Source organism: Streptomyces sp. M-16 (genome assembly GCF_052114405.1).
In the GTDB taxonomy this organism is placed as follows: domain Bacteria; phylum Actinomycetota; class Actinomycetes; order Streptomycetales; family Streptomycetaceae; genus Streptomyces.
On the sequence record NZ_JBFRER010000092.1, the window covers coordinates 1 to 21,610 of the forward strand.

The window sequence follows — 21,610 nt, forward strand, 5'->3', positions numbered from 1 at the left end:
ACGCCGCCGTACCGGCCGCCCTGGTCGCCGCCGTGCTCCACGGGCTGGCGCCGGCCGCGGATGGGCCTCGCGGTCGCGGCCGGGCTCACCGTTCCCCGGGTCGGGCCGCGGGCGCGGGCGCGCTGGTACACGTACGGCTGTGGTCGCGGGGCCGGCCCCGCCGTCCGCGCCGCCGGAACGATCGGCCCGGCGCGGCGGACGGGCGCGACCATGACGTGGTGGCAGCGGGCCGGTCGGCGGCGAGCCGTCCTCCGATCCCCCTAAGTCCCCGCCCCGACCGCCGACAGCCCCTTCGCCAGATCCTCGGCGTTCATGACCGGACCGACCTCGATCTCGGYGTTGAACTGCGTGAAGAGGTCGTCGAACAGCGCCGGCAGGCGCGAGCTGTCCTGGAGGTCGAAGACCATCCAGCAGGACCGCACGCCCTCGTGCAGCCCGAAGTACGCCGCCTCCGGCTTGACCGCCTCCATCAGCTTCTTCATCGTCTGCTGGAGCGCGCCGGTCTTGATGCCCTCGCTGGTGGCGGCCGTGTCCAGATGGGCCCTGAGCATGACTCTCATGGGTGACTCCTTCCGTCACCCCCACGTTCCGGGCGGGCGGGGAGCCCGGCAACATCTGCGCCCCCGTCCGGGCGCGGCCTCCCCGTCAGGCGGGACGGGGGCGCGCCGGCTCAGGCTCCCTGGATGTGGAAGTTGAACTCCGAGTGCCCCAGGGCGCCCATCAGCCGGAGCCAGATCGGCAGGAGCATCTCGGTCCCGCGGGCGGTCTCGATGCCGCCGAGGTCGAGGATCGAACGGTCCGGCCACCCGAAGGAGGAGAGGAGGGCGTGCACGGTCTTCTTCGCGTCGGCGTCCTCGCCGGAGAGGAAGACGGTGTGGTCGCCCTTCACCCGGGCCGGGTCGACCATGACCTCGCAGTTCATGGTGTTCAGGGTCTTGACCACCCGCAGCCGCGGGAACGTCCGCTGGATCAGCTCGCCCAGGCTGTCGGTGTCGACGGGGTCCAGGCTCGGCGGGAAGCCCTTCGAGAAGTCCAGCGGGTTCGCGATGTCGATCAGGATCTTGCCGTCCAGGTGCGCGGCGTCGGCCTCCGTCAGGGCGGCGACGCTCACCTTCCCGCCGGTGGCGTTGACGAGCGTGTCGCCCTGCCGGGCGGCCTCGGGGAAGTCCGCGAGGGAGACCCTCGGATGCGCCTCCTGCCAGGCGGCGTACTCGGCGCGGGCCAGGGTGGCCCCGGGGTCGCGGGTGCCGATGACCACCTCGTGGCCCAGGGAGTCGAGCCGGGCGGCGACCGTCCGGCCGACGACGCCGGTGCCGAGGATTGCGTAACGCATGCGGTTTCCAATCAGGCGAGGGCTTCAGCACGTGGGGCGAGCGGGCGGGACCCGCCCGGGGACGCACCCGCGCACCCGGCGGCCTCAACTCGCCCGGCCCGTACGGTATTCCACCCGACCGGGGTCACCCCGCCGAAGTGGCCCCCGTCCGCCGGCAGGGCGTGCCGCATCGTCTGCCGGCCCGCCGCGAACGACCCCGCCGTCACGGCGACCAGGCCGGCAGACCGCCCTCCAGGGCGGACCGTACCGACCTGCGCCCTTCCCTCCCGCGAGCCGCGCCCCCGGGGTCGGTCAGTTGCCCCGCCGCTTGCGCCGGCCACGCCGGACGCCGGGACCGCGGCCGTCGCCCCGGGCCCGGTCGTCGAGGGCGATCCAGATCCGGACCTCGGTGCCGCCCAGTACGGAGCGCCCCAGCCGGACGTCACCGCCGGTGGACTCCGCGACCCGCCGGGCGATGTCGAGGCCGAGGCCGGTGGAGCCGTCGCGGCGGCCGTCGTTGCCGCGCCGCAGGGCGGCGTCCGGGTCGGCGATGCCGGGTCCGGCGTCGGAGACGAGGACGATGACGGCGTCACCGGCGTCGTGCACGTCCACCGCGAAGGGGGTGCCCTCGGGGGTGTGCCGGAAGACGTTGCCGAGCAGGGCGTCGAGGGCCGCGGCGAGCTCCGGGCGGGCCACGGGGATGCGTACGGTACGGTCCACGCCCGCCAGCCGGACCTCGCGGCCCTCGTCCTCGGCCAGCGCCGACCAGAAGGCCATCCGGTCGCGGATCACCTCGGAGGCGTCGCAGCCGGCGCCCGCCGAGCCGGCCGCCTGGGTGGCGGGGCGCTGTTCGCGGGCCGTACGGATGATCGTGTCGACCTCCCGCTCCAGCTGCTCCACGGCGGCCCGGGTGTGTTCGGCGGCCGGGCCGTCGCCGAGCGAGGCGGCGTTGAGCCGGAGGACCGTCAGGGGGGTGCGCAGCCGGTGCGAGAGGTCGGCGGCCAGTTCCCGCTCGTTGGCGAGGAGTTCCACGACCTGGTCGGCCATGGCGTTGAACGCGACGGCCGCCGAGCGCAGTTCCTTCGGCCCGTCCTCGGGGACCCGCGCCCCGAGCCGTCCGTCGCCCAGCTGGTGGGCGGCGTCCGCGAGCCGTTCGGCGGGCCGCACCAGGCGGGCGCCGAGCCGGTCGGCGACCGCGACGGAGCCCACGACCAGCGCGAGCCCGACCCCGGCGAGGACCAGCCAGGCGGTGGTGACGCCGTTGCTGACCTCGCTCTCCGGGACCAGGATCTCGATGACGGCGATGTCGCCGGAGCCCAGGGCGGTCGGCTGGAGCAGGGCGGAACCCCCGCCGGCCACCCGGGCGGTGGTCGCACGGCCGAGACTGCGGGTCTCGGCCACGGCGCGGGCGCCCGCCCAGCCTTCGCCGATGTCGACGGGGGCGGCGGCGCCGATGGCCGGGACGTGGACGGCCATCCGGCGGGCGGCGCCCATCTGTGTGGACTCGACGGCCTTGCGCAGCTGGACGGGGTCGGTGGTGATGGACAGGGTCGGCCCCATGGTGGCGGCCTGCCGCTCGGCGTTGGAGAAGGCCCGGTCGCTGGCCATCTCCCGCACCACCAGTCCCAGGGGTACGGCGAAGGCCAGGACCACCATGGTGGTGACCGCGAGGCACACCTTGACCAGGGCCCACCTCATCGGGACCGGCTCACTGCGGCGGCTCCAGCTTCACCCCGACCCCGCGCAGCGTGTGCAGGTAGCGGGGTCGTGCGGCGGTCTCGCCGAGTTTGCGGCGCAGCCAGGACAGGTGCACGTCGATGGTCTGGTCGTCCCCGTACGACTGCTGCCACACCTCGGCGAGCAGCTCGCGCCGGGACACGACCACCCCGGGGCGGCCCGCGAGGAAGGCCAGCAGGTCGAACTCCCGTCGGGTGAGGTCGAGTACGGAGCCGTCGAGTTCGGCCTGGCGGCGCAGCGGGTCGATGGCGAGTCCGCCGACGCGCAGGACGCGGGAGGGCGGTTCGGCGGCGGCGGCCTGGGAGCGGCGCAGGACGGCGGCCATCCGGGCGGAGAGGTGCTCGACGGAGAACGGTTTGGTCAGGTAGTCGTCGGCGCCGTCGTTGAGCAGCCGGACGATCTCGGCCTCGTCGTCGCGGGCGGTGGCGATGATGACGGGCACGTCGGTGATGCCGCGCAGCATCTTCAGCGCCTCGGAACCGTCGAGGTCGGGCAGGCCGAGGTCGAGGATGACCACGTCGAAGCGGTGGTGGGCGACTTCGCGCAGGGCCTCCAGGGCCGTGCCGACGCTCCGCACGGTGTGGGAGGCCTCGGTCAGGTGCCGGATCAGGGCGGAACGCACGAACTGGTCGTCCTCGACCACGAGCACACTTGCCATGGCGGCACCGTAGTCCATTCGGGGGCCCCGGGAGGTGCCGGGCCACCTCTGTGGCGGGTGGTGCAGTATGTGCCCTGATGCGACGAGGACTTGTACACGCACTGGCGTGGGTGCTGGCGACCGCGGCCGCCGTGACCCTGTCGTGGTGGGGCGTGCACACGGTCATGTCCGGTACGGCCTACGATCCCCCGCTCGCCGTGCCGTTGACGACGCAGCCCCTGACCGGGCCACCGCTGTCGTCCTCCACGCAGGGGCCGACGGCCTCCCCGTCCTCCTCCGTTTCCACCTCCGCGTCGGCCTCGGCCTCGGCCTCGGCGTCACCCTCGGCCGACGCCCCGTCGGCCGCGCCGTCGAAGCCGAAGCCCGCGCCGCCGGCCGGGCAACGCCCGTACCGCGAGACGGAGGAGGGGGATTCCGCTTCCGGCACGGTGAAGGGCTACTCGGTCTCCGGCGGGCGGGTGGTCTTCGACCTCGGCGCCTCCGCGGCCGGCCTGGTCTCGGCGACGCCGGAGGCGGGCTGGCGGATGCAGGTGTGGAAGCAGGACTTCTGGATCCGGGTCACCTTCACCCGCGACGGGCGCGAGGTGTCGGTGTTCTGCACCTGGCACGACCACCCGCCGACGGTGGAGATCGTCGACCCCTGAGGTCGCTGAGGCCTCTGAGGCCACCGGGGCCACTGGGGCCACCAGGGCCACCAGGGCCCCTGAAGCCACCGGGACCGTCCCCGGCCCGGCCCCGTCCTAGCGGAACACCGACGGCGGGGGCTCCGGCGAGGCCACGGCCGAGGCGTCCGCGACCGGGGCCGCCCCGCCGGTGAAGTCGGCCAGGGCCCGGCCGTGCTCGACCCGGCCGGGGTGCGGGTCGCTCGCCACCCGCCGGGTGAACTCCGCCACGGGAAGCTCCCGGTCGGCGGCGACGAGCACCGCATTGCCGAAACGTTTCCCCCGCCACACCACCGGGTCCGCCGCGAGTGCCAGCTCGCTGAACCGGGAGGCGGCGGTGGCGACCTGGCCCCGCAGGTGGGACAGCGGCGGGCCGTCCGCGAGGTTGGCCACGTACCAGCCGGTGGGCTTCAGCGCCCGTCGTACGTCGTCGAGGAACTCGGCGCTGGTCAGGTGGGCCGGGGTGCGGGCCCCGCTGAACACGTCCGCGATGACCAGGTCCGCCCAGCCGTCCGGCACCTTCGCCAGTCCCGCCCGCGCGTCCACGGCCCGTACGCGGATCCGTGCCTGCGGGTCCAGCGGCAGGTGTTCCCGTACGAAGGCCACCAGGGCCCCGTCGATCTCCACCACCTGCTGCGTGGAGCGGGGGCGGGCGGCCGCGGTGTAGCGGGCCAGGGTGAAGGCGCCGCCGCCCAGGTGCACCACGTTCAGGGGCTGGCGGGCGGGGGCGGCCAGGTCGATGAGGTGGCCGATCCGGCGCTGGTAGGAGAAGTCCAGGTGACCGGGGTCGTCGAGGTCGACGTGGGACTGCGGTGCCCCGTCGATCAGCAGGGTCCAGGCACGGGAGCGCTCCCGGTCGGGGGCCAGCTCGGCCAGCCCGCCGGCCACCTGCCCCGCCACCGGCCCGGCGATCGCCCCGCCACCGCCCCGGGAAGTACCGCCCCGGGGAGCGCCGCCGCTCCTGCCACCCTTGCTCTTGCCTGCCACCCCTCCATTATGGCTGGTCAGGGCATCCGGGGCGTCAGCGGCAGTTGTCGGCCGCCTCGATCAGCCGGGCCGCCTCGCCAAGCGCGGCGCGCAGCACCTCGGGGTCGGTGACCGGGCCCACGGCGTCGGGGGGCAGCAGCCAGCCGGTGCCGCCGGAGGTGGGCGAGACGGCGTCGCCGAAGCGCATGCCGCGCCCGTTGGTCTGCGTACAGGCGCTGCCGGGCAGGTCCCACGCGTCGGCGGTGCCGGGCGGGACGAGGAAGCCGAGGGTGTCGCCGGAGCCGTCGTGGAGCACCGGGCCGACGCCGGGGGCGCAGGGGCCCGTACCGGGGGCGGTGCGGCCGGCGCCGCGGCGGATGATGTCCACCGCTTCCAGGCCCTGCCGGGTGGGCACGGTCACCAGGTCCGGGGCCGCGGCCGGAACCGTGACCGGGAGCAGGGGAGTCGCGCCGGGCTCGTGCGCGGTGTTCGTTCCAGTGCTGTCCATGCCGGCCTCCACCAAGGGGAACCCCTCCTCGATCCGTATCCGCATGGGTTCAACGCACGGGGACGTCAACGGGTGCGGCGGCAAGACGCCGCAAAGGATGGCAGTTCATGGCGGATCGCGGGTGAGATATCCGTTTTGTAGCCAAACACCGCATGAACGGACCCTCGGCGGCGGTACGTTCATGCGCGCCGGAGCCGGGCTCCGGGGCGAGATCGACAGGGATCAACCGGGATCACCTGAGATTGTCCAGAGAGGCCACGTCCATGGCGGCGTCCCCCCACTCACCCAACTCCTCTTTCCGGCGGCTGCGCGGGCAGCACTCCCCCGCCGAGTTCGCGGCCCTGGTGCGCCGGGCCGCGCGGGAGATCGGCGAAACGGTTTCCTGCGACGCCCGTTACATCGGCCGGGTCGAATCCGGCGAGATCCGCTGCCCCAACTACGCCTACGAGCGGGTCTTCCTCCACATGTTCCCCGGCCGCACCCTGGCCGACTTCGGTTTCTCCCCGCGCGAGGCGGTGCGCGGCCGCTCCGCGCAGCGCGCCCTGCCCGCGCCTCCCGTCTTCGCCCACATCGTCCACCGTTCCAAGGAGAGCGACGTGCTGCGTCGCGCGTTCATGGCGGGCGGCTCCGCGACCGTGGCGGCCGCGACGCTCAGCCTCACCCTGCTCGGCGACACCCGCCGGATCCCCTCCCGCGCGGGCGAGGCCGAGGCCGCCGCCGTCGAGGACGCCGTACGCCAGATCCGGCTGCTGGACGACCGGCACGGGGCGGACGCCCTCTACCGGCGGGCGGCGGAGCCCCTGCGGACCGCCTACGCACTGCTGGACGCGGGGGCCACCCGCCAGTCCACCGAGGACCGGCTGCACGCCGGGGCCGGGGAGCTGGCCGTCTCGGTGGGATGGCTGGCGCACGACTCGGGCCGCTTCGAGGACGCCCGCTCGCACTACGCGGAGGCCCTGGCCACCGCCCGGGTGTCGGGGGACGCGGCCCTGGAGGCGCACGCCTTCAGCAACATGGCCTTCCTGGCCCGGGACTGCGGGCGCCCCCGCGAGTCGGTACGGGCCGCCCAGGCGGGCCGGCGCGCGGCCCGCTCGCTGGGCTCCCCCCGGCTGCTGTCGCTGCTGGCCCTGCGCGAGGCCGGCGGCTGGTCGGGGCTCGCGGACCGCAGGGCCTGCGAGGAGGCGCTGGCGCGGGCGCACACGGAGTTCGCGCGGGGCGAGTCGGGCGCCGACCCGGAGTGGATGTCCTTCTTCGGCGAGGCCGAGCTGGAATCGCTGGAGTCCCGCTGCTGGGCGGCGCTCGGGGAGCACGCCCGCGCGGCCCGGCACGCCCGGCGGGCGGCCGACCTCCAGGACCCCCACTTCGCGCGGAACGTCGCCCTCTACACGGCGGAACTGGCCGAGTACCTGGCGCGGGCGGGCGCCCCCGACGAGGCCGCCTGGGCGGGCGGGCGGGTGCTGGACCTGCTCTCCGAGGTCCAGTCGACCCGGATCCGCTCGATGCTGTCGGGTACGGCCCGCACCCTGGTCCCCCACCAGCGCTCCCCGCGCGTCGGCGCCTTCCTGACCCGTCACGCCGAGGCCTGACCGGCGGCGGGGCCCCGGGAGGACGAGGCGGAGCCGGACCCGGAGCCGGACCCGGAGCCGGACCCGGAGCCGGGACGCGGGGCCGGGGCGCGGTCAGCCGTCGAGGTGGCCCGTGTCGTTCCAGCGCTCCAACGCGGGGGCCCCGTAGGCCCAGCCCAGGACCGAGAGCGAGGTGGGGTCCAGGCGGATGCGGGCACCGAAGGAGGCCTCGAAGCCGAGCCAGCGGGCGGCGAGGGTGCGCAGGACGTGGCCGTGGGCGAAGACCAGGACGTCCCGCTCGGCCGAGCGGGCCCACTCGACGACCTCGTCCGCCCGCGCCGCGATGTCGGCGACGGACTCGCCGCCGGGGACCCCGTCGCGCCAGATCAGCCAGCCCGGCCGGACCGCCTGGATCTCGGCCGGGGTCATGCCCTCGTAGTCCCCGTAGTCCCACTCCATGAGGGTGTCCCAGGGCTCCGCCTGGAGCCCGAAGCCCGCCAGGTCACAGCTCTCGCTCGCGCGGACGAGCGGGCTGGTGCGCACCTCCAGGCCGCGCAGCGAGGCCCACGGTTCGCGGGCGAGCCGCTCGCCCAGCAGCTTCGCCCCCTGCCTGCCCTCGTCCAGCAGGGGCACGTCCGTGCGTCCCGTGTGCTTGCCGAGCCGGGACCATGCCGTCTGGCCGTGGCGGGCCAGCAGGATGCGGGGGGCCATATCTTCATTCTCCCGGTTCGTGGGCGTTCGCCCCGGATGCGGCGGTTCCGTCGTCCGTCCATCATCCACGACGTGAACACGGGGCAACTCCGCCCGCCCCACGAGCGTCATACACCTCATGACCAAACGGCCTTGGCCCACGCGCTGGTGGGCGGAACTGTTACTCCTGGGTCTCGTCTACGGCGCCTACTCGGGCGGCCGGCTCCTCGCCCGGGGCGACGTGGACCTCGCCGTCGGCCACGGGCTCGCGATCCTGCGCGCCGAGGAACTCCTGCACGTCGACTTCGAGAGACCCCTCAACCGGCTGTTCTCGCACACCGGCGCGCTCGGCATACCCGCCGACTTCGTCTACGCCTCCCTGCACTACCTGGTCACCCCCGCCGTGCTGCTCTGGCTCTACCACCGGCGGCCCGCGCACTACCGCACCGCCCGCACCTGGCTGGTGGCCTCCACCCTGCTCGGACTGATCGGCTTCACCCTGCTGCCCACCTGCCCGCCCCGGTTGCTCGACGCCTCGTACGGGTTCACGGACACCATGGCCCGGTACAGCGCCTACGGCTGGTGGGGCGGCGAGGCGAGCGCCCCGCGCGGACTCGGTTCCCTGACCAACCAGTACGCGGCCATGCCGAGCCTGCACGTCGGATGGGCCCTGTGGTGCGGGCTCCTGGTGTGGCGGTACGCGCGGCGGCCGCTGGTACGGGCGCTGGGCCTGGCCTATCCCGCGCTCACCGCGGTCGTGGTGATGGGGACGGCGAACCACTACTTCCTCGACGCCGTCGCCGGGGCCGCCGTGCTGGGCGCCGGCCTGGCGATCGCCCGCGGTCTCGCCGCCCGCCGGGCGCAGGAACCTTTCTCAGCACCGGACCGCGCGAGGGACCCGCACCGCGCGAAGGACCTGCACCGCACGAAAAACACCGCGCCCGCCCGCGCCGCGGTCGCTCCGCCGGAGGCACAACCGGCCGGTTTTCACGGTACGTCCACGCTTGTCAGTGGCGGATGGGACACTTCCGCCCGTGAGCTCCTACCCGCCCGCCGCTCCTGCGCAGACGACGACACTGCGGCAGCGCCTCGCTGACCTGCGCGGCCCCGCCGTGCCGCCCCGGCCCCTCGACGCCCGCTCCCTGGCCGCGCTCGCGGCCAACCCCGGATGCGGCAGACGCGCCCTGCTCGACGGCGCCGGGGTCGACAAGGGTGCGCTCGCGGCGGCCCTGGGCACGCCCGCCGCGTTCGGCCAGTCGCAGTTCGCCATCGTCCGCGGCAACTCCTTCGAGGCCAAGGTCAAGGCCGACGGCGGGGCCGAACTGCTGCGGCTCGCGCACACCCTCCTGGGCGGCGCCGCCGAGCCCCCCGGACCGGACGCCCGGGTGCCCGACCTGACCGCCGCCGGACCGGAGGGACGCGCCGCCCGGACGGCGCTGGCCCTGCGCGAGGCCACCGCCGCGGGGGCGTGGACGCTGCTGGACCATCCGATGCTGGCGCTGGAGGTGGCCGGCACCCCCGCCTACCTGGAGCCCGACGCGGTCGTGGTGGACCCCGGCGGCCGGTGGAGCGTGGTGGAGATCAAGTCGTTCCCGATGATCGACGGGGCCGCCGACTCCGCGAAGGTGGGCGCCGCCGCGCGGCAGGCCGCCGTCTACGTGCTCGCCCTGGAGCGGACCGCCGGGAAGGTGCCCGGCGCCGAGGTCGGCCACCGGGTGCTGCTCGTCTGCCCCAAGGACTTCTCCAACCTGCCCACCGCCGCGCCCGTCGACGTGCGCCGCGAACGGGCGGTGACCCTGCGCCAGATGGAGCGGCTGACCCGGGTCGAGGAACTGGCCGCCGACCTGCCGGCGGGCCTCAGCTTCGACCCGGCCCGGCCCGCCGGGGAACTCACCGAGGCCGTCTCCGCCGTCGCCGCGGCCTACGCCCCCGAGTGCCTGGCCGCCTGCGAGCTGGCCTTCCACTGCCGCGAGCGGTCCCGCGCCGCCGGGGACCCCGCCGCCCTGGGCCGCTCCGTACGGGGGGAGCTGGGCGGGCTCGCCACCGTCGGGGCCGCCCTCGCCGCGGCCGCCTCCCCGGCCCCCGCCGACGGAGCCGCCGAAGCCGAGGACGACCCCACCGCCGCCGCGCTGCGCCGGGCGGCCCGGCTGCGGGCGGAGGCGCTGGAGCTCGCCGCGGCCCGGCCCCCGCACCCCGCCCCGGAAGGCCCCGCATGCCCCTGCTGAACACCCTGGCCCGGCTGGAGGCCGTCCGCGAGGGCCGCGCCCGGCCGCTGGCGACCGTACGGCACCGCCACCTGAGCGAGCGGCCGCTGGTCCTCGTACCGCTGACCACCGCCGGTGAGGCGGGGGCGCCGCTCGGCGCGATGCTGGGCACCGACCGGGACGACCCGCTGGTCCTGGTGGTCCCGCAGCCGCGCGACCGCAACCTGCGCTGGACGTTCCTGGCCGGGCTGGCGGAGCGCGTGATGCCGTACGTCGACGGGTACGCGGACGTCGTGGAGCCGGCCGAGCGCACCGAGACCGACCCGGAGACCGGCCGGAAGTCCAAGGTCGAGGCCGAACTGTGCGTGGACGCCCCCCAGATCATCGTGCCCAGCCGGGCCGGCGTGGAGTACGTCCGGCTGCTGGGCCGCTCGATGCGGTTCCGTCGCACCGCCGAGGAGGACCCGGAGAACCCGTACCCGGCGCCCGCCCGCGTGCCGCTGCTGGGCCGCTGGTTCACGCACCTCGCCGAACGCTCCCGCGTCCCCGGCTCCTCGATGCTGCTCAGCGCCACCGAGCTGCTGGGACGGCACTGGGCCACCGGCCAGAGCAACCTGGAGGACCAGCACCTCGGATCGCTGCTGGGCTGGATAGCTCCGCCCGAGGGCACGTCGGGGGCCGAGTGGGCCCTGCACGTGGAGCTCGGCCGCGACGGACACGGCCGGCTGCTGTTCCCGCCGGCCGGCCCGGCCACCGACCCGGCCTTCGACAACGGGCTGCTCGCCCCGGCGATCACCCGGTTCGACGCGGCCCGGGCGGCGGCGGCCGCGGACGGGCCCGGCGCCCAGGAGCGGGTACCGGAAGCCGAGCGGGCGGTCCGGGAGCTGGTCACCTCGCAGATGGCGCACACCTGGCGGCAGACCTGGGAGGCGCTCGACCTGCTGCGCGCCCTGCCGCCGGGCGAGCGCACCACGGAGCGCTGGACCCGCGACCGGTGGTCCTTCACCGGCCACCGGGACCGCGTCCGGGCGGGCGAGCCCCCGCAGCCGCGCCGCGACGACGCGGTGACCGCGGCCCAGAAGCTGGCCACGCGCGAGACCGAGCAGGTCCGGCTCGACGCCCAGGAGGCGCTGGACGACCCGCTGGTCATGGCGGGCCGGCGGCTCGCGGGCGAGGCCTTCGCCGGTGAGGTCACCGACGTGGTGATGGAGTGGACGGAGGGCAAGCGGCCCCGCCCGCGTCCGCTGGTGACGGTGGCCACCGAGGACCGGCCCCAACTGGCCGACGAGGGCGGCGGGAAGGTGTTCCGCTCGCTCGACGGGCGCCAGCAGGCCTTCGCGTTCGTGCGCCACGAGGAGGACGGACAGCTGGTGCTGCGCGTGCTCGACAAGATGGGCACGGGCCGGGAGCCGGTGGCGGGCTCGGTGCCGGAGAAGGGCGACCGGGTGTGCTGGACGCTGTTCGAGCACGACGCGCGGGGCGGGCCCAGACTGCCCGATCCCGAGCACACCCCGTGGACGCACGGTGGGCCGCCGGCCCACCTGAGCGCCCCGACGCCGCCCGACTCCGTGACCGACGAGGACCTCCTGTGACCGGCTTCGACCCGGGCACGGCCGCCGCCGAGGCGACCGCCGCCATCCTGCGCGACACCCTGCACGGCACCGAGCGGGGCGTGGTGGTGGACTCCCCGCCCGGCGCGGGCAAGTCGACGCTCGTGGTGCGCGCCGCCCGCGAACTGGCCGCGGCCGGACGCCGCCTGATGGTGGTCGCGCAGACCAACGCGCAGGTCGACGACCTGGTGCTGCGGCTCGCCGCCAAGGACCCGGAGCTGAAGGTCGGCCGGCTGCACAGCAGCGACGGTGACGCGTACGACCCCGCCCTGCGGGAGCTGCCGTCCGTCACCCTCTCCGCCAAGCCCGGGGACCTGGCGGAGTTGCCGGTGACCATCTCGACGGCCGCGAAGTGGGCGTACGTGAAGGACGCTGAGCCCTGGGAGCACGCGATCGTCGACGAGGCCTACCAGATGCGCTCCGACGCGCTGCTGGCCGTGGCCGGGCTGTTCGACCGGGCGCTGTTCGTCGGCGACCCGGGGCAGTTGGACCCGTTCAGCGTGGTGGGCGCCGAGCAGTGGGCGGGCCTGTCCTACGACCCCTCGGCGTCGGCGGTGTCCACCCTGCTGGCGCACAACCCGCAGCTGCCGCAGCACCGGCTCCCGGTGTCGTGGCGGCTGCCGGCGACGGCCGCACCGCTGGTCTCGCGCGCCTTCTACCCGTACAGCCAGTTCCGCAGCGGTACGGGTCCGGGCGAGCGGCGGCTCTCGTACGGGGTCGCGGGCGACGGTTCGGGACCCGACCGGGTGCTGGACGAGGCCGCCGCGTCGTGCTGGGGCCTGCTGGAGCTGCCCGCACGGCACACCCCGCGCACGGATCCGGAGGCGGTGGGGGCGGTGGCGCTGGTGGTCCGGCGGGCGTTGGACCGGGGCGCGGTGACCGCCGACGAGCAGTCCCCGCGGCCGTCCCCGCTGACGGCCGACCGGATCGCCGTGGGCACCGCCCACCGCGACCAGGCCGCCGCGGTCCGCACGGCCCTGGCCTCGCTGGGCGTCACCGGGGTCACCGTGGACACCGCGAACCGGCTCCAAGGACGCGAGTACGACCTCACGGTGGTCCTGCACCCCCTGTCGGGCCGCCCCGACGCGACGGCTTTCCACCTGGAGACGGGCCGTCTGTGCGTCCTGGCCTCCCGCCACCGGCACGCCTGCGTGGTGGTGGCCCGCGCGGGCATAGCGGAACTCCTGGACGAACACCCGTCGACGGAACCGGTCCAGCTGGGCGTCACGGTGAAGTTCCCGGACGGCTGGGAGGCGAACCACTCGGTCCTGGCCCACCTCGCCGAACACCGGGTGCGGTGGCGGCCCTGAGGGGCGGCGGGTGCGGCAGGGGCCGGTCGTGACATATCGCGGGGTTCCGGCTTTCCCCCGCGGGCCCCGGCGGCGAGAATTCGGTGTGCACAGCACACCTCCACCCAACGGGAGTTCACACCATGACCCGCCTGCACGTCGTCTCCGCCGCCACCCGCCCCACCTCCAGCGGCCGCCCCCTCGCGCGCTGGATCGCCGACGAGGCCCGCGCGCACGGCGGCTTCGAGGTCACCCCGGTGGATCTGGCGGAGATCGCACTGCCCTTCCTGGACGAGCCGGAATACGCCTCGACCGGGATATACGCCCACGCGCACACCCAGGAGTGGAGCGCGCTCGTCGACTCCGCGGACGCGTTCGTGTTCGTGCTGCCGATGTACAACGGCTCCTTCACCGCCCCCTTCAAGAACGCCATCGACTTCCTCTACCGCGAGTGGCAGGGCAAGCCGGTCGGCCTGGTCAGCTACAGCGCGGGCCCCACGGGCGGCGCCCCGGCCGCCGAGATGCTGCTGCCGGTCCTGACCCGGCTCGGCATGCTGCCCGCCGAGCGCTCGGTCGCGATCGCGGGCATCAACGCGCTGCTCGGCGCCGAGGGCTTCGAGCCCACGGAGGGGCTGGCGGGCGAGCTGGCGGGCGTCTTCGAGGACATCGCGGCCCTCGCCAAGGAGCCCGCCACCGCCTGAACCGGCGGCACCCTTGCGCGACGCTGGACAATGGAGGGTGGCCCGGAGGATTTCGTACGCCCAGCAGGAGGACACGCATGTCAGAGCCCGAGCGGACCGAGCGGAGGCTGCGGCCGGCGCCGCTGCTCTTCGAGCCCTCGGAGGCCGCCACGGACCCGGAGCACTTCTTCGACCTGGAATCGATCGAGGACCCGCGTGAGCTGCTGGCCCGCGCCACCGAGCTGACCCTGGCCTTCCGGGCCGCGCAGGACAGAGCGGTGGAGTTCCAGGCCCTGGCGGCGGCCCAGCTGGCGGACCCGCGCCGCTTCGACCGGCTCTCGCCGCAGGCCATCGCCGAGGCGGCGGAGTGGACCGAGGACTACGCGCGCAAGATGATCGAGTTCGGCGAGGACCTCCAGCGCGGTGCGGGCCCCGACACCGCCTGAGCCCTCCCGGCACCACCCTGCACCGCCTTTGCACCACCCGGCACCGTGCCCGGCGCCCCGCTTCCCGGCGGGCGCCGGGCGCGCGGCGTTCCGGGCGGCTTCGCCGCGCGCCCCCTGGCATATGCGCGGCGCAACATACTCCACCCGCGCCCGCCCTGTCCCGGTTTTCGGTAACTCCGGGGAACGGGAAGACTACGCCCGGTAGACCTTGGCATATGACCACCCTGACGACGGCCGCCGGCTGCCCCGTACTCGAAGGCCTCGACGCGCAGACCGCGCCCGCCACCCAGGTCACCCCGCAGGGCGCCGCCTGGCTGGCCTCCGCCTCCGCCCACCCGGAGAACACCCTCGCCGCCTGGCAGGCCCGGCCCGCAGCGCCCGCGGTCCTGCCCTGCGGGACCGCGTTCGACGTCGTCAACGTTCCGCTCGTGGTGGGGCGCCGGATGCTCGACCTGCTCTGGGAGCGGGGACCCGGCTCCGGGCCCGCCGCCGTGCACCGCGGCCGGATGCTGCTCTTCGCCACCCCCGGGACCGCGCAGCGGCTGCCGGCCCTGCTCGCTTGGGAGGAATGGAGCCCGGCCGCGGCGGCCCCGCTCTGCCACGGCCACGGGGACGCCGTCACCGTGCCCCCGCTGTCCACCGGCCCCGGCTCCGCGTCCGGGCCGTCGCGCTGGCTGGTGGCCCCCGCCGCCCGGCGGCCCTGGCTCCCCGGGCCGGACTCCCTGCTCTGGGCGTTCCTGCACGCCGCCCGGCCCGGTATCGATTTTTCCTTCGGCCGGGCCTGATGCTAATGTCTACCTCGTCAGCAAGCGCCGCTAGCTCAGTTGGTTAGAGCAGCTGACTCTTAATCAGCGGGTCCGGGGTTCGAGTCCCTGGCGGCGCACAGACGGAGGAAGACCCCCGCTCAACAGAGCGGGGGTCTTCTTCGTCGTGTCCGCCGCCGTCAGGTCGTGATCTTCACCGTGTACGCGCCGGACTGCGTGCGGTCCGCGACCTCGATCGTGATCCGCTCGCCCGGCACCGTGAACGTCTCCCCGACCTCCAGCGGCGCGTCCGCGAGCGGCGGGTACACCGAGCGGTCCCAGCAGGCCTCCGTGCGCGGATGCCCGTCCAGCACCTCGATCGGGCCGCCGCCGGAGGCCGCCTCGTTGCGGACCCGGTAGACCAGGACGCCCTCCGTGCAGGTGTCCCTGTCGTTGCCGGAGGAGCCCCGGGCCTCGACGGCGATCGCGCTGCCCGGACCCGTACGGATCACCGCGAGCCTGGTCCCGCCCGTGCCACCGAGCGGCGGGGCCTCCGAGAGGGGCTGGAGGGTGTGCAACGAGGTGCCGGAGCGCACGCAGTCGACCTGGGAGGGGTCCAGCCAGCCCAGCTTCCACTTGTGCCAGCCGAACAGGTCCGGGGCCATGCCGAACTGGCTCCCCATGACGTCCCAGTCGCCGACGTAGGTGTCCCAGTCGCCCTTGCCGTCCGTGGGCCGGTGGTAGAGGTCGGGCAGGTCGAAGACGTGCCCGGTCTCGTGGGCCAGCACGTTGCGGTCGGGCGGGTGGTGCTCGAAGACGGTGACGATCCGCCGCAGCTCCACGCCGTCCGCGGTGATCGGGCGGTCGAAGTTCACGACCTTGGTGGCGTCGGCGTCCACGCCGGGGGCGTTCGGGTCGGCGACGAAGTACACGACGTCGTACCGGGAGAAGTCGACCTGCGGGTCGGCGGCGGCGACCGCGTCCCGCAGGTAGGCCGCCCGGTCCTCGGGGGCCCAGTCGCGCCGTATCCCGTAGGCGGCCGACGTCCGGGGCATCTGGACCCACCGCTCCTGCGGGTGCGGGACCAGGCGGAACCGGCCGTAGGAGGCCCGCTGGAAGAAGTCGTTCGTCGCCGGGAAGTAGTCGGAGGTCAGGTCCGCCGGGGAGACGGCGGGCCGGTGGTCGGGGAAGGAGAGGAAGACCAGCACCGCGTTGAGCTCGCGCTCGGGCTTGGGGTAGGCCCGGTTCCAGCTGTCCAGACCGAGGGAGTGATGCGCGGCCGTGCGCGTCAGCGCACAGGGTCCGCCGGTCCGGGAATCGGCCACCGCGGGACCCGCCACGAGCGACATCGCGGCGAGTGCCGTCAGGGAGGTGAGGGCGGCGGCCGTACTGCGCATGCGGGAGCGGTCCACTCCCCCGGGTGTCTGCTGTGGCGGCACATCGACCTCCGGTGGTGGATTCGTACCCTCTCATCCACCTTGAGGCGATTGTCTTACTAATGCCCTGTTCCGGTGCCCCACATGAGTGAGCGGTACGGCAAGTCGGTGACCCACCGGCTTGACGCACCCGCCTACGGAACGTCACGTCCGATCACGCGAGATCAATGACGGCACTCCCGCGCTCACAGGCGCGCAGAAACGATCACCCGGGTCGCCCTCGACGCTCCGTCAGCACACCGTCTGCGGGGCGTCATCATGCCGACGGGCCGCGCCCCGCACGGCGACGCCGCTGGATAGGGCCTCCCGGCAGCCTCTATGATCGGCACACTTTCCTGCACGGACACTCACGAACACTGCGGGAGCCAAGGGTGAGCGCAACCTCAGAAGGAACCGGTTCGGCGGCCGACAGCACCCGATCGGCCCTTACGGAGCGTCACCCCGCGGTGCCTGCCTCGCCGCGCGACTACCGGGCGGCCTTCGACGCGGCGCACCTCGCCATGRCCCTCGTCGGCCGCGACGGCGAGGTCATCGCCGCCAACCGCGCCCTCGCCGGGCTGCTGGGCGGCGAGCCGGACGCGCTCGCCGGGCAGCGCGCCGCCGACCTGGTGGACCTGGCGGCCGAGGCCCGGACCTGGCAGGCCTACCAGGAGGTGCTGCGCGGGCGTCAGGCCCGGCTGCGCTGCACGCGCCGCCTCAAGCACCCCGACGGGCACTCGCTGTGGACCGAGGTCACGCTGGGGCCGGTGGCCGGCACCCCGGACGTCCTGCTGTCCGTCGCCGACATCAGCGACCGGCGCGACCTCCAGGCCCGCCTGCGCCACCTCCAGATGCACGACCCGGTGACCCGGCTGCCCAACCGGGCCCTGTTCTTCGAACGGCTCTCCGCCGCCCTGGAGTCCTCCTCGTACGAGCAGGGCGGGACCGGTCGGATCGGACTGTGCTACCTCGATCTCGACGGGTTCAAGGCCGTCAACGACACCCTGGGCCACCGGGTCGGCGACCGGCTGCTGACCGCCGTCGCGGCCCGGCTGACGCAGTGCGCCGACCAGTCCGGGTACGGGCGCACGGGCGGGCACCTCGTGGCCCGGCTCGGCGGCGACGAGTTCGCGCTGCTGGTCGAGGACTCCACCGGCACCGAACAGCTCGCGGACCTGGCGCGGAGCGTACTGGCCGCCGTACAGGAGCCCTTCGACCTGGCCGGGCAGCGGTTGTCGGTGTCCGCGTCGATCGGGGTGGTCGAACGGGACACGGCCGGCACCTCGGCGACGGGGCTGATGCAGGCGGCGGACACCACCCTGTACTGGGCGAAGGCCGACGGCAAGGCCCGCTGGACCCTCTTCGACCCGGAGCGCAACGCGCACCGCATGACGCGCCAGGCGCTGTCCTCGACGCTGCGGCCGGCCGTGGAGCGGGGCGAGTTCGAGCTGGAGTACCAGCCCCTGGTGGATCTGGAGAGCGGAGCCGTGCGCGGGGTGGAGGCCCTGGTCCGCTGGAACCACCCGCAGTTCGGCACGCTCACGCCGAATCGGTTCATCGGGATCGCCGAAGAGGACGGCTCCATCGTCCAGTTGGGCCGGTGGGTGCTGGGCACGGCCTGCCGCCAGGCCCGGCGCTGGCAGATCGAACAGCCCAGCGACGCGCCGGTGTTCGTCTCGGTGAACGTGGCCGTGCGCCAGGTGTGGGACTCCGACCTGGTCGGCGACGTGGCGGAGATCCTCGCCGAGACCGGCCTGGCCCCGCAACTGCTCCAGCTGGAGCTGACCGAGTCGGCCGTGATGGGCTCCGCGGGACGGCCGCTCCAGGCCCTCCAGGCGCTGAGCGACATGGGCGTGCGGATCGCCATCGACGACTTCGGCACCGGGTACTCGAACCTGGCCTATCTGAGCCGGCTCCCGGTGTCGGTGCTGAAGCTGGACGGCTCCTTCGTACGGGGCTTCCGCTACGAGGAGGGCTCCCACCCCAACCCGGCCGACGAGACCATCGTGGAGGCCCTGGTCCAACTCGCGCACCGGCTGGGCCTGACGGTCACCGCCGAGTGCGTGGAGACCGCCGGCCAGGCCGCCCGGCTGCGCCGCGTCGGCTGCGACACGGGCCAGGGCTGGCTCTACTCCCGTGCGGTCCCGCCCGACCGTATCGCCGCGATGATCGGCGGCCGCCCCGTGGCCGACGGCTGAGCCAATGCGCCCCGGACCGGGTGGTGCCAGACTGGAGACCGGGGTACCGCGCCACTGACGGGCGGAAACGGGAGCCATCCGGGGCGATCAGTCGTGACCAGACAAGTACGGATCACTGTCGGGCATGCGGACGGCCGCGCGGACGACGAGACGGAGTCGCTGCAGCGCGAGGTGGACGTCCTGCGCGAGGACCTGCTCCTGCTGGACGTGGAGCAGGTGACGCATCCGGACGGCGGTCCGGCTCCGGCCGGTACGCGCGGCGCGGCAACGGATCTGATCAACGTCCTCTTGGTGAGCCTGCCGCCCGCGCTGCCGCTGCTGTCGAACCTCGTCGGTGTCGTCAAGGAGTGGCTCGGACGCACCGGCACCTCACGCCACGTCGTCCTGGAGATCGACGGAAACCGTCTGGAGCTGACCGGTGTCCGCAGCGAGGAGCAGCGACGCCTGACCGACCTGTGGATCGCACGCATCTCCCAGCCGGACACCGACGGGCCGGGGCAGGAGCAGGAGCAGGACTCATGACCAGGCCGGACAGGCACGCGCTGGTCGTGGTGACCAGCAGGTACGAGGACGCGGGACTGGGTGCGCTGCGGGCACCGGCGAAGGACGCGGCCGGACTCGCCGAGGTGCTCGGTGACGCCTCCGTAGGCGATTTCGACGTGGAGGTGCTGACCGACCCCACCGTTCAGCGGCTGCGCCTCGCGGTGGAGGACTTCTTCGCGGACAGGTCGACCAAGGACACCCTGCTGTTGCACTTCTCGTGCCACGGGGTGAAGAACGCCGCGGGCAAACTCTTCCTCGCCGCGTCCGACACCTACCGCGCCCGTCTGGCCGCGACCGCGGTGCCGGCCGAGTACGTGAGCAGTCTGATGCTGGAGAGCCGCGCCCAGCGTGCCGTCCTCTTCCTGGACTGCTGCTACGCCGGAGCGTTCGAGAGGGGGATGCTCACCCGGGCGGGCTCCCAGGTCCAGGTCCAGGAGAGCTTCCACGACCTGGAACGGACCGGCGGAAAGCGCGGACGCGCGGTCTTCACCGCTTCAAGCGCCCTGGAGTACGCCTTCGAGGGCGACCAACCGGTGTCCGGCGGCCGGCCGGGGGCCGGGGACGGGCCGTCACTGTTCACGGGTGCCCTGGTCAAGGGCCTGCGCACCGGTGAGGCCGACCTCGACCACGACGGAGAGGTCGGCATGTCCGAGCTGGCGGACTATGTCAACGAGCAGATCCGGGAACGGACCCCGCACCAGACCCCGCAGCTGTGGCTGTTCGGCAGCCAGGGCGACCTGCCCATCGCGCACACCGGCCGGCGGCGGGCCGTCGCCACGGACCTCCCGATCCCGCTCGCCGACGCCGTCCGCTCCGACAGCCGGGAGCGGAAACTGTGGTCGGTGGAGGACCTGGGCACGCTGTTGTGCGGCGCGGACGTGGGCGTGGCGCTCGCCGCCCACGCGGCACTGTCCGAGCTCGCCGCCGATGACAGCCGCCGGGTGGCCGAGCGTGCCGCCCGCGCCCTGGCCCTGGCCGCCCCCGGGGTCGACGTCCCGGCGGTGGAGGTGGGGCCGGCCGAGACGGCCGTCGTCAAGGTGACGGGCCCCCCGATCGTCCTCGCCACGCTGGAGGCCAGGACGGACCCGTGGCTGAAGGTCCGGTACCTCGACACCGGCATCGAGCTGGTGCCGGAACCGGAGGAACGGGGGCGGCACGAGGGGACGGTCCAGCTTCGGACCGTGACGGGCGAACTGGCGATCGCGGTGGCGACGGGAACGGAGACGGAGGCCGGGACGGAGGCCACGACGGAGGCCGGGACGGGGACCACCGCAGAGGCCGGGAGCGCCGTGCCGAAGACGCCGAGGAAGCCGGAGAAGCCACAGAAGCCGGACGAGACGTCGCCGCCGGAGACGGTGGCGACGGCGGATACGGCGGCGACGGCGGATACGGCGGCGGCGGCGACGGCGACGGCGACGGCGGAGCCGCGTACAGCCGCGGCGGCGCGGAAGACGGCCGGGACTCGAACGGCCGCGGCTGCCTCCCTCAACCCCTGGCCCTTCCCGCTCGCGGCCGTCGCGATGGTGCTGGCGCTGGCCCTGCCCTTCTACGAGAAGATCGACAAGCACGAGTTCGCCATGTGGCTCGTGTCTCCGGCGGACTGGTACTGGCCGCTGGGAGGGGTGGGCGCGATCATGCTCGTGCTGACGCTCCTGAGCGCCGTCACGTGCGCCACGGCCGGCATCCTCCTCCTGCGCCGCTCCCCTGCCCTGCGGCGGCCTGCACTGATCCGGTGGTGCCGCACGCTGGCGGCGGTGTGCGTCTTCGCGATGGTGACGCTGTGGGTCGTCGCCTCCGTCGTCCGGGCCGACTTCGACGCCGGCCTGGGCTTCCCGGCCTTCGCCGCGGGCAGCCTGCTCCAGGCGTGGGGCGCTGCGCAGCTCGGGCCGGACCGGCGCGCTGCCGCCACGGGCGGGACGGCCCACCCCGATGCCCGCTCGCTGCGGCCGTGCACGCTCGCGGCCGTCATCATGACCCTGGTACTGCCGATTCCCCTGGGCTCGGGCGGCCCGGCCTGGCAGCTCATCACACTGCTGGAATGGAGGGGCGCCCGCCAGGCGGCGAGCGCCGTCATCCTGGTGAGCGCGGTCGCCAGTGTGGCGGTCGCCGCTTACGCCTGGAGCGGCCACCCGGTCGCCCGGATGCCCGGAGTGCTCTGGAGCTACAGCGCCCTGGCCCTGCTGACCCTGGGGGCGACGATCTACTTCTGGACGGTGCTCAAGGGCGAGGCCGGCTTCGGCCAGTACCTCCTCACCCTCGGCTGCGCCGTGCAGCTCTGGGCCGCGGCCGCCCTCTGGCTCGACAGACCTTCCGCCGTCCGACGCCGTTCGCACGCGCACGGCCCCCTCGGCGCGCACTGACCGGGCCCGACCCACCACCGCCCC

Annotated in this window: 20 protein-coding genes, 1 tRNA gene and 2 pseudogenes; 13 read left to right on the plus strand and 10 right to left on the minus strand. The window is 74.4% G+C overall.

Translation table 11 applies throughout. From position 1 onward, the window contains the following. The 6 genes and pseudogenes from AB4039_RS30965 to AB4039_RS30990 form a co-directional block, all read right to left on the minus strand. A pseudogene (locus AB4039_RS30965) lies at positions 1 to 212 on the minus strand (hypothetical protein); the annotation flags it as partial. Positions 213 to 260: 48 nt separating this feature from the next. Continuing rightward, entirely contained in the window at positions 261 to 560 is a 300-nt protein-coding gene (locus AB4039_RS30970) for a DUF3303 family protein (protein WP_442272336.1), read from the minus strand. 110 nt (positions 561 to 670) lie between these two features. After that, positions 671 to 1,333 (minus strand): NAD(P)-binding domain-containing protein, encoded by a 663-nt coding sequence (locus tag AB4039_RS30975; protein ID WP_266839177.1) that lies wholly within the window; start codon positions 1,331 to 1,333, stop codon positions 671 to 673. A 291-nt stretch (positions 1,334 to 1,624) separates the two neighbouring features. Next, complete coding sequence (locus AB4039_RS30980) at positions 1,625 to 3,010, minus strand: sensor histidine kinase (RefSeq protein ID WP_266839179.1); 1,386 nt, start codon at positions 3,008 to 3,010, stop codon at positions 1,625 to 1,627. 10 nt (positions 3,011 to 3,020) lie between these two features. Beyond that, complete coding sequence (locus AB4039_RS30985) at positions 3,021 to 3,707, minus strand: response regulator transcription factor (RefSeq protein WP_266839181.1); 687 nt, start codon at positions 3,705 to 3,707, stop codon at positions 3,021 to 3,023. Between the two features lie 178 nt (positions 3,708 to 3,885). Beyond that, on the minus strand, positions 3,886 to 4,134 hold the full coding sequence (locus AB4039_RS30990) for a hypothetical protein (protein ID WP_442272337.1): 249 nt from the start codon (positions 4,132 to 4,134) through the stop codon (positions 3,886 to 3,888). 1 nt (position 4,135) lies between these two features. Between AB4039_RS30990 and AB4039_RS30995 the strand changes: the two genes are divergently transcribed. Next, the gene (locus tag AB4039_RS30995; protein WP_442272338.1) at positions 4,136 to 4,351 is read left to right on the plus strand and encodes a hypothetical protein; all 216 of its coding nucleotides are present in this window, start codon (positions 4,136 to 4,138) and stop codon (positions 4,349 to 4,351) included. Between the two features lie 96 nt (positions 4,352 to 4,447). Here AB4039_RS30995 and AB4039_RS31000 read toward each other — a convergent pair whose 3' ends face one another. Beyond that, complete coding sequence (locus tag AB4039_RS31000; RefSeq protein WP_442272339.1) at positions 4,448 to 5,356, minus strand: spermidine synthase; 909 nt, start codon at positions 5,354 to 5,356, stop codon at positions 4,448 to 4,450. 34 nt (positions 5,357 to 5,390) lie between these two features. Beyond that, positions 5,391 to 5,843, minus strand: coding sequence for a hypothetical protein (locus AB4039_RS31005; RefSeq protein WP_266839185.1), 453 nt, complete (start codon positions 5,841 to 5,843; stop codon positions 5,391 to 5,393). Between the two features lie 263 nt (positions 5,844 to 6,106). Between AB4039_RS31005 and AB4039_RS31010 the strand changes: the two genes are divergently transcribed. Next, entirely contained in the window at positions 6,107 to 7,429 is a 1,323-nt protein-coding gene (locus AB4039_RS31010; RefSeq protein WP_266839186.1) for a tetratricopeptide repeat protein, read from the plus strand. 93 nt (positions 7,430 to 7,522) lie between these two features. On the opposite strand, the gene AB4039_RS31015 is transcribed toward AB4039_RS31010, so the two are convergent. Further along, positions 7,523 to 8,119, minus strand: coding sequence for a histidine phosphatase family protein (locus tag AB4039_RS31015; RefSeq protein WP_266839188.1), 597 nt, complete (start codon positions 8,117 to 8,119; stop codon positions 7,523 to 7,525). A 118-nt stretch (positions 8,120 to 8,237) separates the two neighbouring features. Here AB4039_RS31015 and AB4039_RS31020 point away from each other — a divergent pair, with 118 nt between their 5' ends. The 8 genes and pseudogenes from AB4039_RS31020 (at position 8,238) to AB4039_RS31055 (ending at position 15,210) form a co-directional block, all read left to right on the plus strand. Continuing rightward, positions 8,238 to 9,194: a phosphatase PAP2 family protein gene (locus AB4039_RS31020; protein ID WP_266839190.1), complete on the plus strand. Its 957-nt coding sequence runs from the start codon at positions 8,238 to 8,240 to the stop codon at positions 9,192 to 9,194. Further along, entirely contained in the window at positions 9,133 to 10,323 is a 1,191-nt protein-coding gene (locus AB4039_RS31025) for a hypothetical protein (RefSeq protein ID WP_266839192.1), read from the plus strand. The genes AB4039_RS31020 and AB4039_RS31025 overlap by 62 nt, the downstream gene beginning before the upstream one ends. Then, positions 10,311 to 11,894, plus strand: coding sequence for a hypothetical protein (locus tag AB4039_RS31030; RefSeq protein WP_442272340.1), 1,584 nt, complete (start codon positions 10,311 to 10,313; stop codon positions 11,892 to 11,894). Before AB4039_RS31025 ends, AB4039_RS31030 begins: the two co-directional genes overlap by 13 nt. After that, complete coding sequence (locus tag AB4039_RS31035) at positions 11,891 to 13,222, plus strand: AAA domain-containing protein (RefSeq protein WP_442272341.1); 1,332 nt, start codon at positions 11,891 to 11,893, stop codon at positions 13,220 to 13,222. The genes AB4039_RS31030 and AB4039_RS31035 overlap by 4 nt, the downstream gene beginning before the upstream one ends. 122 nt (positions 13,223 to 13,344) lie before the next feature. Next, positions 13,345 to 13,902: an NAD(P)H-dependent oxidoreductase gene (locus AB4039_RS31040; protein WP_266839196.1), complete on the plus strand. Its 558-nt coding sequence runs from the start codon at positions 13,345 to 13,347 to the stop codon at positions 13,900 to 13,902. A 77-nt stretch (positions 13,903 to 13,979) separates the two neighbouring features. Continuing rightward, positions 13,980 to 14,327 (plus strand): hypothetical protein, encoded by a 348-nt coding sequence (locus tag AB4039_RS31045; protein ID WP_266839198.1) that lies wholly within the window; start codon positions 13,980 to 13,982, stop codon positions 14,325 to 14,327. Between the two features lie 215 nt (positions 14,328 to 14,542). Further along, positions 14,543 to 15,146, plus strand: a pseudogene (locus AB4039_RS31050) (bifunctional DNA primase/polymerase). Continuing rightward, positions 15,137 to 15,210: transfer RNA gene (locus AB4039_RS31055), tRNA-Lys, on the plus strand. The pseudogene AB4039_RS31050 and the gene AB4039_RS31055 overlap by 10 nt, the downstream one beginning before the upstream one ends. 60 nt (positions 15,211 to 15,270) lie before the next feature. On the opposite strand, the gene AB4039_RS31060 is transcribed toward AB4039_RS31055, so the two are convergent. Beyond that, complete coding sequence (locus AB4039_RS31060; RefSeq protein ID WP_266839200.1) at positions 15,271 to 16,467, minus strand: M6 family metalloprotease domain-containing protein; 1,197 nt, start codon at positions 16,465 to 16,467, stop codon at positions 15,271 to 15,273. A 410-nt stretch (positions 16,468 to 16,877) separates the two neighbouring features. Here AB4039_RS31060 and AB4039_RS31065 point away from each other — a divergent pair, with 410 nt between their 5' ends. The 3 genes from AB4039_RS31065 (at position 16,878) to AB4039_RS31075 (ending at position 21,586) form a co-directional block, all read left to right on the plus strand. Beyond that, positions 16,878 to 18,683: a putative bifunctional diguanylate cyclase/phosphodiesterase gene (locus AB4039_RS31065; RefSeq protein ID WP_442272342.1), complete on the plus strand. Its 1,806-nt coding sequence runs from the start codon at positions 16,878 to 16,880 to the stop codon at positions 18,681 to 18,683. A gap of 93 nt (positions 18,684 to 18,776) precedes the next feature. Continuing rightward, positions 18,777 to 19,205, plus strand: a complete 429-nt coding sequence (locus AB4039_RS31070; RefSeq protein WP_266839204.1) for an effector-associated constant component EACC1 — start codon at positions 18,777 to 18,779, stop codon at positions 19,203 to 19,205. After that, complete coding sequence (locus AB4039_RS31075; RefSeq protein ID WP_442272343.1) at positions 19,202 to 21,586, plus strand: caspase family protein; 2,385 nt, start codon at positions 19,202 to 19,204, stop codon at positions 21,584 to 21,586. The genes AB4039_RS31070 and AB4039_RS31075 overlap by 4 nt, the downstream gene beginning before the upstream one ends. Positions 21,587 to 21,610 lie beyond the last annotated feature (24 nt).

What these genes read in the sequence shown, in the direction of transcription:
- AB4039_RS31010 (WP_266839186.1), top strand. Translation starts at nt 6,107, where the DNA reads ATGGCGGCGTCCCCCCACTCACCCAACTCCTCTTTCCGGCGGCTGCGC.
- AB4039_RS31030 (WP_442272340.1), top strand. Translation starts at nt 10,311, where the DNA reads ATGCCCCTGCTGAACACCCTGGCCCGGCTGGAGGCCGTCCGCGAGGGC.
- AB4039_RS31015 (WP_266839188.1), bottom strand. Translation starts at nt 8,119, where the DNA reads ATGGCCCCCCGCATCCTGCTGGCCCGCCACGGCCAGACGGCATGGTCC.
- AB4039_RS31045 (WP_266839198.1), top strand. Translation starts at nt 13,980, where the DNA reads ATGTCAGAGCCCGAGCGGACCGAGCGGAGGCTGCGGCCGGCGCCGCTG.
- AB4039_RS30975 (WP_266839177.1), bottom strand. Translation starts at nt 1,333, where the DNA reads ATGCGTTACGCAATCCTCGGCACCGGCGTCGTCGGCCGGACGGTCGCC.
- AB4039_RS31005 (WP_266839185.1), bottom strand. Translation starts at nt 5,843, where the DNA reads ATGGACAGCACTGGAACGAACACCGCGCACGAGCCCGGCGCGACTCCC.
- AB4039_RS30985 (WP_266839181.1), bottom strand. Translation starts at nt 3,707, where the DNA reads ATGGCAAGTGTGCTCGTGGTCGAGGACGACCAGTTCGTGCGTTCCGCC.
- AB4039_RS31060 (WP_266839200.1), bottom strand. Translation starts at nt 16,467, where the DNA reads ATGCGCAGTACGGCCGCCGCCCTCACCTCCCTGACGGCACTCGCCGCG.
- AB4039_RS30980 (WP_266839179.1), bottom strand. Translation starts at nt 3,010, where the DNA reads ATGAGGTGGGCCCTGGTCAAGGTGTGCCTCGCGGTCACCACCATGGTG.
- AB4039_RS31020 (WP_266839190.1), top strand. Translation starts at nt 8,238, where the DNA reads ATGACCAAACGGCCTTGGCCCACGCGCTGGTGGGCGGAACTGTTACTC.
- AB4039_RS31040 (WP_266839196.1), top strand. Translation starts at nt 13,345, where the DNA reads ATGACCCGCCTGCACGTCGTCTCCGCCGCCACCCGCCCCACCTCCAGC.
- AB4039_RS31075 (WP_442272343.1), top strand. Translation starts at nt 19,202, where the DNA reads ATGACCAGGCCGGACAGGCACGCGCTGGTCGTGGTGACCAGCAGGTAC.